Source organism: Paraburkholderia sp. BR10882 (genome assembly GCF_040948855.1).
Lineage (GTDB): Bacteria > Pseudomonadota > Gammaproteobacteria > Burkholderiales > Burkholderiaceae > Paraburkholderia > Paraburkholderia nodosa_A.
Window position 1 is genome coordinate 1 of sequence record NZ_JBFPKP010000011.1, and the last position, 14,400, is coordinate 14,400.

Sequence of the window (14,400 nt, forward strand, 5' to 3'; positions counted from 1 at the left end):
CGGGTCGCCACCGCATCAAGCGCCCACACTTATCGGCTGTAAATTTTTAAAGATCGATCGCGAAAGCGCCGTTAAAACTGCTCAACTACCGGCTTCTTTCTGCGTTGCTGCGTCAGCAGCAGAGAAACGAGATTATGAAGAATCTTTTCCGCTTCGTCACCCCCTTTTTTTCGCTCACCGCTTGAAAAAGCTTGCTGACTCCTGCGTCCGCCGGTTTCCGCGGCGGCCTTCGCTGCCCTGACGTCGGAGACATCGAACTGCGAAGGGGGCGAATCTTATCGCCCCCGCCGGCACTGTGCAAGGGGGTGGCGAAAATATTCCTCACTTGCGGGTAAGGACCTCCAGCGGCACCGCATTCGCCATCGCCGCGTAGCCCGCATCGCTTGGGTGGATGTGGTCGCCACTGTCATAGCCGTAACGCAGTCGCGCCGGATCTGCCGGGTCCCGCAGCGCGGCATCGAAGTCGACCACGCCGTCGAACGCCCCGCTCGTCCGAATCCACTGGTTCACCGCCGTGCGGATTGCCTCGCGCTCCGGCGGCAGTGAAGCTGGCGTGAGTGTCGCGCCGAAAATGCGCACGCCGCGCCCATGTGCCTGCGCGATCACGCGGCGGTAGCCCGCGATCAGGTCGTTCGCGTCCACGTGCGTATGAGGAAAGTCGCAGTCGAGGCCCGATCGCGCCGGCATCGCCTGGAAGTTGATGTCGTTGATGCCGATGAGCAGCACCACGGTCTTCACGCCCGGATGGCCGAGCGCGTCGCGGCCAAAGCGCCGCTCGAGCGCCTCGCCATAGCAAGGCGAATCGCTCAGCAGCCGGTTGCCGCTGATCCCGAGATCGATCACGGCGAGATCCGTGCGCTGCGACTGGGCGATGCGGCGCGCCAACGCGTCCGGCCAGCGACGGTTCTGGTTGAGCGAGGAACGCATGCCATCGGTAATGGAATCGCCGATCGCCGCGACTGTCGACGCCCCCGGCGCCTCGACCGCCAGCCCCGTCACCCACGCGTACTGCGTAAAGCGCTGGGTGAACGCGCCAATCGACGGATCGGCGACGTGATTGCCCGGACGAGAGACGTAATTCACCTGGCTCGCCACGCGGTGCCACGCAACCATCTTTTGCTCGGCTCCCATATAGGAGCTGATCGCGTATGGCGCGTGCGCCTTCAGGTCGATCTGGGCCGGATCGCTATCGAGCGCCGCGCCGGGCGGCACCGACACCGACGCCCGCCCGCCGAAGGTCACGTGCACCGTGCCCGCCTCGCTCGCCGCCGCGCCGCCGGCCGACGGTGCAATCGCCATCGCCTCGATCACGAGCGGCGTGCGCCCATAGAGGTTGCTCACATGCACCCGCGCGACCGTGCCGCCCAGCGTCGGATACACGATCTGGCGAACGGTACGTCCGGCCACCTCGGGCGCACGGTACAGCGCAGGGAGCGCGTCGCGCTCGGGAATCGACTGCAGCGCCGTCGCCCAGCTCGTGACCCAGGGGCTCGGGGCTTGATCCGCGAATGCCGGAGACGTGGCGCCCAGCGAAATGAACAAAGCGGCCGCGGCCGCGAGGGGAGCAAAAGAAATCTTCATCCGTGAACGAGTGCGCAGGCAAAGGGGCATTGTGCCCCATGGCCCGGTGCCCAGCCTTCCATCCACCTGACAATCCAGCGCACGAAACCAAGCGAAACCCACGCACAAGCCGCCCGCACCAACAAATCCCAGGCATTCCTGCTGCTGCCCCACTAAAACTCAGCGGTAGGCCCGATTTCTTTGCCCTACCTCAAAAAATTCATTTACCGACCGGTCGGTTGGTTTATACTGCGCGACATACCCAACTTCGACGAGAGCGTCTCCATGTACACGCAATCCCTCGACATCCCCGGCAACGTTGCTCCGCTCGACGCGGACGCAACCTCGCCGGAGCAGGCGCAGTTCGACGCCATCATGGCCGCCGACGGCAAGATCGAGCCGCAGGACTGGATGCCCGAAGCCTATCGCAAGACGCTCGTGCGCCAGATCTCGCAGCATGCGCACTCGGAAGTCGTCGGCATGCTGCCGGAAGGCAACTGGATCTCGCGCGCGCCTAGCCTCAAGCGCAAGGCGATCCTGCTCGCCAAGGTGCAGGACGAAGCCGGCCACGGCCTCTATCTGTATAGCGCGGCGGAAACGCTTGGCGTTTCGCGCGACCAGCTCGTCGACGCCCTGCACGCCGGCAAGGCCAAGTATTCGAGCATTTTCAATTACCCGACGCCCACGTGGGCCGATGTCGGCGTGATCGGCTGGCTCGTGGACGGCGCGGCGATCATGAACCAGATCCCGCTGTGCCGCTGCACGTATGGCCCGTACGCGCGCGCCATGATCCGCATCTGCAAGGAAGAGTCGTTCCACCAGCGTCAGGGCTTCGACGCGCTGCTCGCCATGATGAGCGGCACCGAAGCGCAGCGCGAACTCGTCCAGCAGGCCGTGAACCGCTGGTGGTGGCCGGTGCTGATGATGTTCGGCCCGAGCGACGCCGATTCGGTCCACAGCAACCAGTCCGCCAAATGGGGCATTAAGCGCATCTCGAACGACGACCTGCGCCAGAAGTTCGTCGATGCGACGGTCGAGCAGGCGAAGGTGCTGGGCGTCACGCTGCCCGATCCCGATCTGAAATGGAACGAAGCGCGCGGCCACTACGACTACGGCACGATCGACTGGGAAGAATTCTGGCGCGTCGTGAACGGCGACGGCCCGTGCAACCGCGAGCGTCTCGGCACGCGCGTGAAGGCACACAACGAAGGCGCTTGGGTGCGCGAAGCCGCCCTCGCCCACGCCGAAAAGCAACGTCAGCGCGCCGAAAAGCACGCAGCTTGAGCACACCTCATACATGAATCAGGAAGGAAGGAGATCCACGATGAACAAGGAATGGCCGATCTGGGAAGTGTTCGTGCGTAGCAAGCAGGGCCTCGACCACAAGCACTGTGGCAGCCTGCACGCCTCCGACGCCTCGATGGCGCTGCGCATGGCGCGCGACGTCTACACGCGCCGCCAGGAAGGCGTGAGCATCTGGGTGGTGCCGTCGTCGGCAATTACGGCATCGGATCCGAACGAAAAGGCCGAGCTCTTCGAGCCGGCCGGCGACAAGATCTATCGCCACCCGACGTTCTACACGCTGCCCGACGAAGTCAACCACATGTAAGAGCGCAACATGACGACGCCCACGCCTGAACAACTCGCGTACGTGCTGCGCCTCGCCGATACAGCGCTGATCCTCGGTCAGCGCAACACGGAATGGTGCGGCCACGGCCCGATCCTCGAAGAAGACATCGCGCTCGCCAACATGAGCCTCGACCTGATCGGTCAGGCGCGCCTGCTCTACACGCATGCCGCCACGCTCGAAAACGCCCTCACCGGCCGCGAGCGCACGGAGGACGACTACGCCTACTTCCGCGCCGAGCGCGAGTTCGCGAACTACACGCTCGCAGAACTGCCGCACTTCGGCCCGCTCGCCGGCACGACGCATTCGGCCAACGACTACGCCGTGACAATCGTGCGCAATTTCCTCTACGCCACGCTGATGGGGCATCTGTGGACCGCGCTGCTGCGCTCCGCCGACCCGCAACTGGCCGCGATCGCCGAGCGCTCGATCAAGGAAACGCGCTACCACGTGCACCATGCGCGCGAGTGGCTGATCCGTTTCGGCGACGGCACCGACGAATCGCACCGCCGCGCCCAGGCCGCCATCGACTGGCTGATGCCGTACACGCGGGAATTCTTCAGCACCGATGCCGTGGAAACGGCCGTGGCCGAAGCCGGCATCGCGCCGCTCGCCGCACAGTTCGAAGCGGCGTGGCGCACCGACGTAGAAGCCGCGCTCGAAGAAGCCACGCTCGCCATGCCCGCGCCGGTGTTGCACGTCACGACCGGCAAGCACGGCGAGCACTCGGAGCACATGGGTTTCGTGCTGGCCGAGATGCAGAGCCTCGCGCGCCAGCACCCGGACGCGCGCTGGTAAGCACCCCCGCAGGAACAGAGGAAGTCACGATGCAAGCAACGGCAGATCACGCGCTCGAACGCGCGTGGGAAGTGCTGGAATCGGTGCCCGATCCGGAGATTCCGGTCGTGTCGATCCGCGAACTGGGCATTCTGCGCGACGTGCGCCGCGCCGACGACGGCCAGATCGAAGTGGTCATCACGCCCACCTACTCCGGCTGCCCGGCGATGTCGCAGATCGCGGAGGACGTCGCGCACGCGCTCGACGCCGCCGCGCTCGCGCCCTACCGCATCGCGACGACCCTCACGCCCGCGTGGACCACCGACTGGATCACCGACGAAGCGCGCGAGAAGCTGCGCGCCTATGGCATCGCGCCGCCCACGGGCAACTGCGGCTCCGCGCCTCAATCTGCCGAACAGCCGATCACCTTCATCGCGAAACCGAAGCCGTTGCCCGCGCCCGCCTGCCCGCACTGCGGCTCGCAGCACACCGAACGCCTCGCGCAGTTCGGCTCGACTGCGTGCAAGGCGCTCTACCGCTGCATCGACTGCCGCGAACCCTTCGACTACTTCAAACCGTACTGATATGGCCACTCCGCAATTCCATTCGCTGCGCATCCGCGAAGTGCGGCCCGAAACCGCGGACGCGGTCTCTGTCGCTTTCGAAGTCCCGCCCGAGCTGCGCGAGGCGTTTCGCTTCACCCAGGGGCAGTTCGTGACGCTCAAGACGCACATCGATGGCGAAGAAACGCGCCGTTCGTACTCGATCTGCGTGGGCGTCACCGACTACGACCGCGACGGGGAGCTGCGCATCGGCATCAAGCGCGTGCGCGGCGGGCGTTTTTCGAACTTCGCGTTCGACCAGCTCGCGCCCGGCCACGAGATCGACGTGATGACGCCCGATGGCCGCTTTTTCACGCACCTGAATGCCGAGCACGGCAAGCACTACGTGGCGTTCTCGGGCGGTTCGGGCATCACGCCCGTGCTCGCGATCATCAAGACGACGCTAGAAACGGAGCCGCGCAGCGCGTTCACGCTCGTGTACGGCAACCGCAGCGTCGACTCGATCATGTTCGCCGAGGAACTGGAAGACCTGAAGAACCGCTTCATGAGCCGCTTCCGCCTCTATCACGTGCTCTCGGACGACCTGCAGGACGTCGAGCTCTTCAACGGCGTGCTCGATCAGGCCAAGTGCGCGGCGTTCCTCGAAACGCTCTTGCCCGCCGACGAGATCGACGAAGCCTTCATCTGCGGCCCCGGCCCGATGATGGACGCCGCCGAAGCCGCGTTCAAGGACGCGGGCGTACCGCCGCAGAAGGTGCACGTGGAGCGCTTCGGCTCGCCGCTGCCGCAGGCGGGCGTGCCGAACGTCGAGATCACCGAAAACACGCCGGCGGCCGACCTCGAAATCGTCATCGACGGCAAGAAGCGCAAGATGCGCCTGCCATACGAGGGCGTAAGCCTGCTCGACGTCGGCCTGAAGGCGGGTCTGGCGCTGCCTTACGCGTGCAAGGGCGGCGTGTGCTGCACCTGCCGCGCCAAGGTGCTCGAAGGCGAAGTGAAGATGGACAAGAACTACACGCTCGAGGAGCAGGAGGTGAAGGACGGCTTCGTGCTCACCTGCCAGTGCCATCCGGTGAGTGAGCGTGTGGTCGTGAGTTTCGACGAACGTTAAGGCGTTAGAGCAACAGCACGCTTTCGGCCCGCAGGCGATCCGCTTACACTAGGGGCCGCCCGCGGGTGTTGCAGCGCAGCGCTGCAGCACCCGCGGGCGGCTCCTTTTGTTATTTGCGTGCTTTCGGGCTTACAGGGCGTTCAGCGTGAACGCAACGAGTTGTCGATGACCACGATTCACCTCATTTACGGCGAGCCGGCCGTGACGGCGCTACGACAGGCTCTCGAAGCGGCAGGCCGTCCGGACCGCGTGATCGCCCTGCGCGACGACCTGACGGTCGGTCCGTTGCGCGACATCGACGTGGCGGGCGACCCAGGCGTCGCGCAACGCGCCGCCTTCTGGGAGCGCCTGAGCGATGCGCCGCCCGCCCTCGCCCACGACGACTGTGCGGCGCTGGGTGCGCTCGAAGCCGACGATTCCCACGTGGTGTTCTGGCACACGCACGACGCCGCCCACCAGCTCGCGTTGCGGCGGGTCTGCTACCGCTTGCGCGACGTCCCGCAGCGCCTGAATGAAGTGCGTCTGACTGCCGACGAAATTTCGGGCCCGAACGCTGCAACCCGCATCGAGGCGCGCTTGCCGGACGCCGCGCCGATCTCGGTCCTGCGCATCACGCGGCTCGCGCTGGAGTGGCAGGAAGCCAAGTTCGCCAATGGCGAGACGCGCCGCTGGCGCGACAACACCTTTACGAGCGGCACGTGGAGCGACCTCGACGCCATGATCCTCGACGTGCTCGACGCCCATGAAGACCGTCCGGCGGACGCTTCCTGGCTCGCCAGCGACGTGCTCGGCGCAGCCCTCACGCGTGGCGGCGCCGGCTTCACGGTTGGCGAGCCCGTCGTGCTGTGGCGCCTGCGCGAGTTGTGCGCGGCCGAAGAACTGCGCCTGCGCGACGATATGTGCGCCGCCTGCGCCCCGCTCGCCGCTGCCGCGCGCGCCGCGCGTCCGCCGCTGCCGCAAACCGCCGCGCACCTTTCCCTCCCCCGCTGAATTCCCATGGCACGCACCCGAGCGCCCGACCACGAAACCCAACGCGACCAGATCCTCGAGCTCGCCGCCGCCAAATTTGCGCAGACGAGCTACCCGAGCACCTCGATGTCGGATCTCGCGGCCGCCAGCGGCACCTCGAAGGCGCGGCTCTATCACTATTACGAGAGCAAGGAAGCGATCCTCTTCGACCTGCTCGATCGCTACACCAAGCGGCTCATGCTGATCATCGCGGAGGTCGAAGGCGCGAGCCAGCGGCGCGGTCACGACGAGCGCGAGAGCTTCGCGGAGCTGATTCGCGCGTTTCTCGCCGAGTACGAAACCTCGCACAGCCGCCACGTGGCGCTCCTGAACGACGTCAAATACCTCGTGGACGCCCAGCGCGAGATCATCCTGAACCGCCAGCGCGACGTGGTCGCCGCATTTACGCGCCAACTCGCGCGCGCGTATCCGGGCCACGTCACGAGCGAAAACCAGACTGCGCTGACGATGATGGTGTTCGGCATGATCAACTGGACGTTTACGTGGCTCAAACCCGGCGGCCGCATGGGATATCGCGACTTCGCCGAGCAGGTGATCGCCATGGTCGATCACGGTCTGAAGGGCGCCTGAAGGTGGCTTGGGACGGTGCTCCGGGCGATAGAACTTTTCGGGCCAGATTGCTGCAACGCGACATGATGCGTCAGGACAACAGTTGACGAGTCAAACGACTCATTCAGAATAAGCGTTAATAATCAGTCGCTTGCGCTCATATTTTTATTAATTAGGCGCAACACTCAAATTTGCACTCCGGGTTTTCCCTAGAGTGCATCCAGGGTTTCCGCTAGAATGCGTTTTGCGCTGCATCATGCGGCATGCATTCCAAGGAGAACCCATCATGAACCCGCTTTCGACCCAAGCCAACGTGCCGATCATGTCGTCCGCTCGTCCGCTGACGTCCGGTCATGCGCCCGTCATGGTGCGAGTGCTCACCTCGGCAGACCGCGAACGCCTGCTCGCGCACTTTCTCTCGCTCGACAGCGACGACCGCCTGCTGCGCTTCGGCCAGGCCGCGCCGGACCACGTGATCGAAAAGTACGTGCGCTCGATGGATTTCACGCGCGACACCGTGTTCGGCGTGTTCGACCACCAGTTGCAACTCGTGGGCGTCGGCCATCTGGCCTACCTGCCGGCGGACGGCAACGGCCGCACGGCCGAGTTCGGCGTGTCCGTGCAGGAAAGCGCGCGCGGCCAGGGCATCGGCTCGAAGCTGTTCGAGCGCGCCGCCATCCGCAGCCGCAACACGCACGTCACCACGCTCTACATGCACTGCCTGTCGCGCAACTCGACGATGATGCACATCGCGAAGAAGTCGGGCATGAAGATCGAGTACGCGTATGGCGAAGCCGACGCTTATCTCTCGCTCGAGCCGGCCGACCAGAGCAGTATCATCGCCGAAATGCTCCAGGAACAAGCCGCCGTGTTCGACTACGCGCTCAAGCGTCAGGCGCGCCAGGCCAGCAAGCTGATGGAAACGATCCTGCCGCAGGCTGTCGCGGCGTGACTCCTGCCCTTCGGGACAGACTGATGCATTGAAAAAAGCGGCCTCGGCCGCTTTTTTTGCGTCTGCTGCACGGCGCCGCGCAGTCAGCGGATCGGCAAAGCCGTCGTTTCCTTGAACGTGTCGAGCGAAAAGCTGGACTTCACGTCGATCACCGAAGGATGGTGCAGCAACTGGTCCTGCACGAAGCGCGAGAAGTGCGCCATATCCTCCACCTGCACGCGCAGCAGAAAATCCATGTCGCCCGTCATCGCGTGGCAGGCCACCACCTCCGGCCAGGTCTGCACCGCCGCACGAAACAGCTCGGCGTGCGTCACGCCTTCGCGCCCCGCCGCCGTCGGCCCGCGCTTTTCCAGCCGCACGTTCACGTAGGCGAGCAGGTCGAGCCCCAGCTTCTGCGCATCGAGCAGCGCCACGTAGCTGCGGATCACGCCGCTTTCCTCCAGCCGCCGGATGCGCCGCAAACAGGGGCTCGGCGAGAGATTCACGCGCTCGGCGATCTCCTGGTTCGAGAGCCGGCCATTCTCCTGAAGGATCGCCAGGATGCGCCTGTCGATCGCGTCCAATTCGATGCTTGCCATTTTATGCCTTCTCAACACTCATTTAAGGCAGTTTATAGCGTAGATCGACAGCAATGCGACCCAACTCGCAAGTTTTCTCCCAATACGGCGGACTACACTGTGCAGCACGAAATCTGATCTACATCAGCCAGGAGACAACCATGCAGGTCCCCAACTGGGAGAACCCCGTCGGCACCGACGGCTTCGAATTCATCGAATACACCGCGCCGGACCCCAAGGCGCTCGGCAAACTGTTCGAACGCATGGGTTTCACGGCCATCGCGCGCCATCGCCACAAGGACGTGACGCTCTATCGTCAGGGCGATATCAACTTCATCGTCAACGGCGAACCCGACTCGTTCGCCCAGCGCTTTGCGCGTTTGCACGGCCCGTCGATCTGCGCGATCGCCTTCCGCGTGCAGGACGCCGCCAAAGCCTACAGGCACGCGCTCGAACTTGGCGCGTGGGGCTTCGACAACAAGACCGGCCCGATGGAGCTGAACATTCCGGCCATCAAGGGCATTGGCGACTCGCTGATCTATTTCGTCGACCGCTGGCGCGGCAAGAACGGCGCGGCGCCGGGCAGCATCGGCGACATCAGCATCTATGACGTCGACTTCGAGCCGATCGCGGGCGCCGAGCAGAACCCGGTCGGCCACGGCCTTACCTATATCGATCACCTCACGCACAACGTCCACCGCGGCCGCATGAACGAATGGGCCGAGTTCTACGAGCGCCTCTTCAACTTCCGCGAAATCCGCTACTTCGACATCGAAGGCAAGGTCACCGGCGTGAAGTCGAAGGCGATGACCTCGCCCTGCGGCAAGATCCGCATCCCGATCAACGAGGAAGGCGGCGAGACGGCAGGCCAGATCCAGGAATATCTCGACGCCTATCACGGCGAAGGCATCCAGCACATCGCGCTCGGCACGAACGACATCTACCGCACCGTGGACGGCCTGCGCGCCAGCGAAATCGCGCTGCTCGACACGATCGACACGTACTACGAGCTCGTAAACCGCCGCATTCCGGGCCACCCCGAGCCGCTCGAAGAACTCAAGAAGCGCAAGATCCTGATCGACGGCATGCCCGAAGACCTGCTGCTGCAGATCTTCACGGAGAACCAGATCGGCCCGATCTTCTTCGAGATCATCCAGCGCAAGGGCAACCAGGGCTTCGGCGAGGGCAACTTCAAGGCGCTGTTCGAATCGATCGAACTCGATCAGATCCGCCGGGGCGTGGTGCAGGACAAGGCATGACGCACTCGCATCAGTAATTTCGGCCAAAGCCAAACAAAAAGGGCGAAAGATCGCGCGATCTTCGCCCTTTTTGACTTTTGAATCCGCCGCCGCACACCCCGGCGCCGGATTCGGGTGAATGGAATACTGCGCGGATCAGCGCGGCATCAGGATTTGCGTTCGGCCTTCGCGGCCGGCATGGCGTTCGTATCAGCCTTCATGCTCAGCGTGTACTGGGCGCATCGGGTCGTCGCATTCTCGCCGCTCTTTGTGCTGGCGTTCGAATGCAGCGGCGCGCTCATGGCAAAGAACGCAGCCGAGACCGTCAGGAAGGTCTGGATATGTCGACTATTCATGCTGGACTCCTTTTTTAGACTGCCTGTTGCAGTAGTGCCCCTTTTAATAACTGTTAACAGCCAGGGAAGCTGCGCGGTTCGCACAGGTGAGGGAGTTAGACAGGATATTCAAGTCCGGTTCCCAGGTAGTGCAAGTTTTACACGTTGTTACTCCTCTGATGAATTCGATACATCCGTTATTACACAGGGGTTTCAGGCCGCTTGCGAGACACGGCGCCGCGGGCCCGAAACATGCAGCGGGGTGCGGCGCTGCGCTCCGAGGCTCGAAGCGGCGGGTTTATCCGAGTGCTACTATCGAAAGAAAGAAGCCAATATGGCGACCCCGGCCAGAGCATTCACAAGATGCCGAGGCCCTGAAGTTCTGGCGATCCCACAACGGATTGGTTGGATGGAGGAAGACACATAATGAATGCCCCGCTAGACGCAGGTCAGCGCGCTTCGCTCGAAGCCGCACTCGCTTCCGTCACGCTCGACGATAAATACACCCTCGAACGCGGCCGCGCGTATATGAGCGGCATCCAGGCGCTGGTCCGCCTGCCGATGCTGCAGCAGGAGCGCGACAAGGCCGCCGGTCTCAATACCGCGGGGTTCATCTCAGGCTATCGCGGTTCGCCACTCGGCGGTCTCGATCAGTCCCTCTGGAAGGCGAAGCAGCACCTCGCCGCGCATCAGATCGTCTTTCAGCCAGGCGTGAACGAAGACCTCGCCGCGACCGCCGTGTGGGGCTCGCAGCAGGTGAACCTGTACCCGTCCGCGAAATACGACGGCGTGTTTTCGATGTGGTACGGCAAGGGCCCGGGCGTCGACCGCAGCGGCGACGTGTTCAAGCACGGCAACTCCGCCGGCTCGTCGCCGCACGGCGGCGTGCTCGTGCTCGCCGGCGACGACCATGCGGCCAAATCGTCCACGCTCGCGCACCAGTCGGAGCACGTCTTTAAGGCCTGCGGCCTGCCGGTGCTGTTCCCCTCGAACGTGCAGGAATATCTCGACTTCGGCCTGCATGGCTGGGCGATGAGCCGCTACTCGGGCCTCTGGGTCGCAATGAAATGCGTGACCGACGTGGTGGAATCGTCGGCGTCGGTCGAGCTCGATCCGCATCGCACGAACATCATCCTCCCCGAAGACTTCGCGATGCCCGAGGGCGGCCTTAACATCCGCTGGCCCGATCCTCCGCTCGTACAGGAAGCGCGTCTGCTCGACTACAAGTGGTACGCGGGCCTCGCCTATGTGCGCGCCAACAAGCTCGACCGCATCGAGATCGATTCGCCGCATGCGCGCTTCGGCATCATCACGGGCGGCAAGGCGTATCTGGATGTGCGCCAGGCGCTCACCGACCTCGGCCTCGACGACGAAACCTGCTCGCGCATCGGTATCCGGCTCTACAAGGTCGGCTGCGTGTGGCCGCTCGAGGCGCAGGGCGCGCACGCCTTCGCGCGCGGCCTCGAAGAGATTCTCGTGGTCGAGGAAAAGCGCCAGATTCTCGAATACGCGATCAAGGAAGAGCTGTACAACTGGCCCGACGCGCAGCGTCCGCGCGTGTACGGCAAGTTCGACGAAAAGGACGGTGCGGGCGGCGAATGGTCGGTGCCGATGGGCAACTGGCTCCTGCCCGCGCACTACGAGCTGTCGCCGGCGATCATCGCCCGGGCGATCTCCACGCGGCTCGACAAGTTCGAATTGCCTTCGGACGTGCGCGCGCGTATCGCGGCGCGCATGAGCGTGATCGAGGCCAAGGAAAAGGCGCTCGCGAAGCCGCGCGTCCAGGCGGAGCGCAAGCCGTGGTTCTGCTCGGGCTGCCCGCACAACACATCGACGAACGTGCCCGACGGCTCGCGCGCGATGGCCGGCATCGGCTGCCACTACATGACGGTGTGGATGGACCGCGGTACGAGCACCTTCAGCCAGATGGGCGGCGAAGGCGTGGCGTGGGTCGGCCAGGCGCCGTTCACGAACGACAAGCACGTGTTCGCCAATCTGGGCGATGGCACCTACTTCCACTCGGGCCTGCTCGCCATCCGCGCGGCGATCGCCTCGAAGGCGAACATCACCTACAAGATCCTCTATAACGATGCGGTCGCGATGACGGGCGGCCAGCCGGTCGACGGCACGCTCACGGTGCCGCAGATCACGCATCAGGTCGCCGCCGAAGGTGCAGCAAAGATCGTGATCGTCACCGACGAACCCGAAAAGTACGAAGGCGAACCCGCCACGAAGCTCGCGCCGGGGGTGACGATCCACCACCGCGACCAGCTCGATGCGATCCAGCGCGAACTGCGCGAGGTTCCCGGCACGACGATCCTGATCTACGACCAGACCTGCGCCACCGAAAAGCGCCGCCGCCGCAAGCGCGGCACGTATCCGGACCCGGCGAAGCGCGTGGTCATCAACGAGGCCGTGTGCGAAGGCTGCGGCGATTGCTCGGTGCAGTCGAATTGCCTGAGCGTCGAGCCGCTCGATACGGAATACGGCACGAAGCGCCAGATCAACCAGTCCACCTGCAACAAGGACTTCTCGTGCCTGAAGGGCTTCTGCCCGAGCTTCGTGACGGTGGAAGGCGGCCAGCTGCGCAAGCCGAAGACGAGCAGCGTCGCGAACGAAGCGATGCCGACCGTCCCGACGCCCGACGTGCCCGCTATCGACCGCCCCTACGGCGTGCTCGTGACGGGCGTGGGCGGCACCGGCGTGGTGACGATTGGGGCGTTGCTCGGCATGGCCGCGCACCTCGAATCCAAGGGCGTGACCGTGCTCGACGTGACCGGCCTCGCGCAAAAGGGCGGCGCGGTGATGAGCCACGTGCAGATCGCCAACCGCCCCGGCGACATCCACGCGACGCGCATCGCCATGGGCGAGGCGAACCTCGTGATCGGCTGCGACGCCATCGTGACGGCCGGCGACGACTGCGTCTCGCGCATGCAGGAGGGCATGACGCACGTGGTGCTCAACAGCGCGCCCACGCCGACCGCCGAGTTCATCAAGAATCCGCAGTGGCAGTTCCCGGGCTCCAACACCGAAGCCGACGTGCGCGCCGCGGCGGGCACGGACCACGTCGCGACCGTCGATGCGAACCGCTACGCGCTCGCGCTGCTCGGTGACGCGATCTACACGAACCCGTTCGTGCTCGGCTACGCGTGGCAAAAGGGCTGGCTGCCGCTCACGCACGAGTCGCTCGTGCGCGCGATCGAGTTGAACGCGGTGCAGGTCGAGAAGAATCTCGCGGCGTTCGAATGGGGCCGCCGCGTGGCGCACGATCGCGCCGCCGTGGATCAGCTCGAGAAGAAGCCGATGGCCGAGCAGAACGCCGAAGCGGCCGGCGCGAAGATCGTCTCGCTGCACACGCCAAAGGCGCTCGACACGCTCATCGAAAAGCGCGCGCAGTATCTCGCCGCGTATCAGAGCGCGGCATACGCGCGGCGCTATCGCGCGTTCGTCGAAAGCGTGCGCGAGGCCGAAGCGAAGCTCGAGCACGTCGACGGCCAGTCTCCGCTCACCGAGGCTGTAGCGAAGAACCTGCACAAGCTGATGGCGTACAAGGACGAGTACGAAGTCGCGCGCCTCTACGCGGACCCGGCGTTCATCGAGAAGATCAAGGCGAGCTTCGAAGGCGACTGGAAGGTGAATTTCCATCTCGCGCCGCCCTCGCTCGCGAAGCATGACGACAAAGGCCAGCTCGTGAAGAAGCAGTATGGCCCGCGCATGCTCACGGCCATGCGCGTGCTCGCGAAGTTCAGGTTCCTGCGCGGCACGGCGCTCGACCCGTTCGGCCGCACTGAGGAACGCCGTCACGAACGCGCATTGATCGGCGAGTACGAAACGCTGATGCGCGAAGTGATCGGCGGTCTGAGCGAAGCGAATCTGCCGCTCGCGCTGGAACTCGCGAACCTGCCCGACGCGATTCGCGGTTACGGCCATATCAAGGAGAACAACCTCAAGGCCGCGCGCGCGAAGTGGGCCACGTTGCTCGCGAAATGGCGCTCGCCGGAAAACGGCGCGGCGCGGCACGCGGCTTGACGCTCACCTGATTTGAGGCGGTAAAAGCAAAGGGCGCTCCGTGCAATACGGAGCGCCCTTTTCACATCAGGCG

At 64.5% G+C, this 14,400-nt stretch carries 14 protein-coding genes; 11 read left to right on the forward strand and 3 right to left on the reverse strand.

All coding sequences use genetic code 11. The annotated features are described in order from the left end of the window. On the forward strand, window positions 1–241 hold a 241-nt coding region (locus AB3X99_RS25345), incomplete at its 5' end, for a hypothetical protein (protein WP_368618501.1). Between the two features lie 80 nt (window positions 242–321). On the opposite strand, the gene AB3X99_RS25350 is transcribed toward AB3X99_RS25345, so the two are convergent. Continuing rightward, window positions 322–1,581, reverse strand: coding sequence for an SGNH/GDSL hydrolase family protein (locus AB3X99_RS25350; RefSeq protein ID WP_368618502.1), 1,260 nt, complete (start codon window positions 1,579–1,581; stop codon window positions 322–324). Between the two features lie 264 nt (window positions 1,582–1,845). Between AB3X99_RS25350 and paaA the strand changes: the two genes are divergently transcribed. The 8 genes from paaA to AB3X99_RS25390 all read left to right on the forward strand — a co-directional run bounded on the left by paaA (window position 1,846) and on the right by AB3X99_RS25390 (window position 8,168). Continuing rightward, window positions 1,846–2,844 carry a 1,2-phenylacetyl-CoA epoxidase subunit PaaA gene (paaA, locus tag AB3X99_RS25355; RefSeq protein WP_342949244.1) on the forward strand — a complete coding sequence of 333 codons (999 nt, stop codon included), beginning with the start codon at window positions 1,846–1,848 and terminating at the stop codon, window positions 2,842–2,844. A 40-nt stretch (window positions 2,845–2,884) separates the two neighbouring features. After that, window positions 2,885–3,169 carry a 1,2-phenylacetyl-CoA epoxidase subunit PaaB gene (gene paaB, locus AB3X99_RS25360; RefSeq protein WP_028203445.1) on the forward strand — a complete coding sequence of 95 codons (285 nt, stop codon included), beginning with the start codon at window positions 2,885–2,887 and terminating at the stop codon, window positions 3,167–3,169. 9 nt (window positions 3,170–3,178) lie between these two features. Further along, a complete protein-coding gene (gene paaC, locus AB3X99_RS25365; protein WP_342949243.1) occupies window positions 3,179–3,985 on the forward strand; it encodes a 1,2-phenylacetyl-CoA epoxidase subunit PaaC in 807 nt (268 codons plus the stop codon). A gap of 29 nt (window positions 3,986–4,014) precedes the next feature. Beyond that, a complete protein-coding gene (gene paaD / locus AB3X99_RS25370; RefSeq protein WP_028203443.1) occupies window positions 4,015–4,548 on the forward strand; it encodes a 1,2-phenylacetyl-CoA epoxidase subunit PaaD in 534 nt (177 codons plus the stop codon). Between the two features lies 1 nt (window position 4,549). Next, window positions 4,550–5,638: a 1,2-phenylacetyl-CoA epoxidase subunit PaaE gene (paaE, locus tag AB3X99_RS25375; RefSeq protein WP_069264219.1), complete on the forward strand. Its 1,089-nt coding sequence runs from the start codon at window positions 4,550–4,552 to the stop codon at window positions 5,636–5,638. 165 nt (window positions 5,639–5,803) lie between these two features. Further along, the gene (locus tag AB3X99_RS25380; RefSeq protein ID WP_368618503.1) at window positions 5,804–6,628 is read left to right on the forward strand and encodes a DUF1835 domain-containing protein; all 825 of its coding nucleotides are present in this window, start codon (window positions 5,804–5,806) and stop codon (window positions 6,626–6,628) included. Between the two features lie 6 nt (window positions 6,629–6,634). After that, window positions 6,635–7,237: a TetR/AcrR family transcriptional regulator gene (locus AB3X99_RS25385; protein WP_069264222.1), complete on the forward strand. Its 603-nt coding sequence runs from the start codon at window positions 6,635–6,637 to the stop codon at window positions 7,235–7,237. Between the two features lie 265 nt (window positions 7,238–7,502). Then, entirely contained in the window at window positions 7,503–8,168 is a 666-nt protein-coding gene (locus AB3X99_RS25390; RefSeq protein WP_368606121.1) for a GNAT family N-acetyltransferase, read from the forward strand. A gap of 83 nt (window positions 8,169–8,251) precedes the next feature. On the opposite strand, the gene AB3X99_RS25395 is transcribed toward AB3X99_RS25390, so the two are convergent. Next, window positions 8,252–8,746 carry an Lrp/AsnC family transcriptional regulator gene (locus AB3X99_RS25395; protein WP_028203439.1) on the reverse strand — a complete coding sequence of 165 codons (495 nt, stop codon included), beginning with the start codon at window positions 8,744–8,746 and terminating at the stop codon, window positions 8,252–8,254. 140 nt (window positions 8,747–8,886) lie between these two features. Here AB3X99_RS25395 and hppD point away from each other — a divergent pair, with 140 nt between their 5' ends. Then, window positions 8,887–9,984, forward strand: a complete 1,098-nt coding sequence (hppD, locus tag AB3X99_RS25400) for a 4-hydroxyphenylpyruvate dioxygenase (protein WP_368618504.1) — start codon at window positions 8,887–8,889, stop codon at window positions 9,982–9,984. A 146-nt stretch (window positions 9,985–10,130) separates the two neighbouring features. Here the strand turns inward: hppD and AB3X99_RS25405 are convergent, their stop codons facing one another. After that, the gene (locus AB3X99_RS25405; RefSeq protein WP_368618505.1) at window positions 10,131–10,319 is read right to left on the reverse strand and encodes a hypothetical protein; all 189 of its coding nucleotides are present in this window, start codon (window positions 10,317–10,319) and stop codon (window positions 10,131–10,133) included. A gap of 405 nt (window positions 10,320–10,724) precedes the next feature. Here AB3X99_RS25405 and AB3X99_RS25410 point away from each other — a divergent pair, with 405 nt between their 5' ends. Next, complete coding sequence (locus AB3X99_RS25410) at window positions 10,725–14,327, forward strand: indolepyruvate ferredoxin oxidoreductase family protein (protein ID WP_368618506.1); 3,603 nt, start codon at window positions 10,725–10,727, stop codon at window positions 14,325–14,327. The last annotated feature ends 73 nt before the right edge of the window (window positions 14,328–14,400 follow it).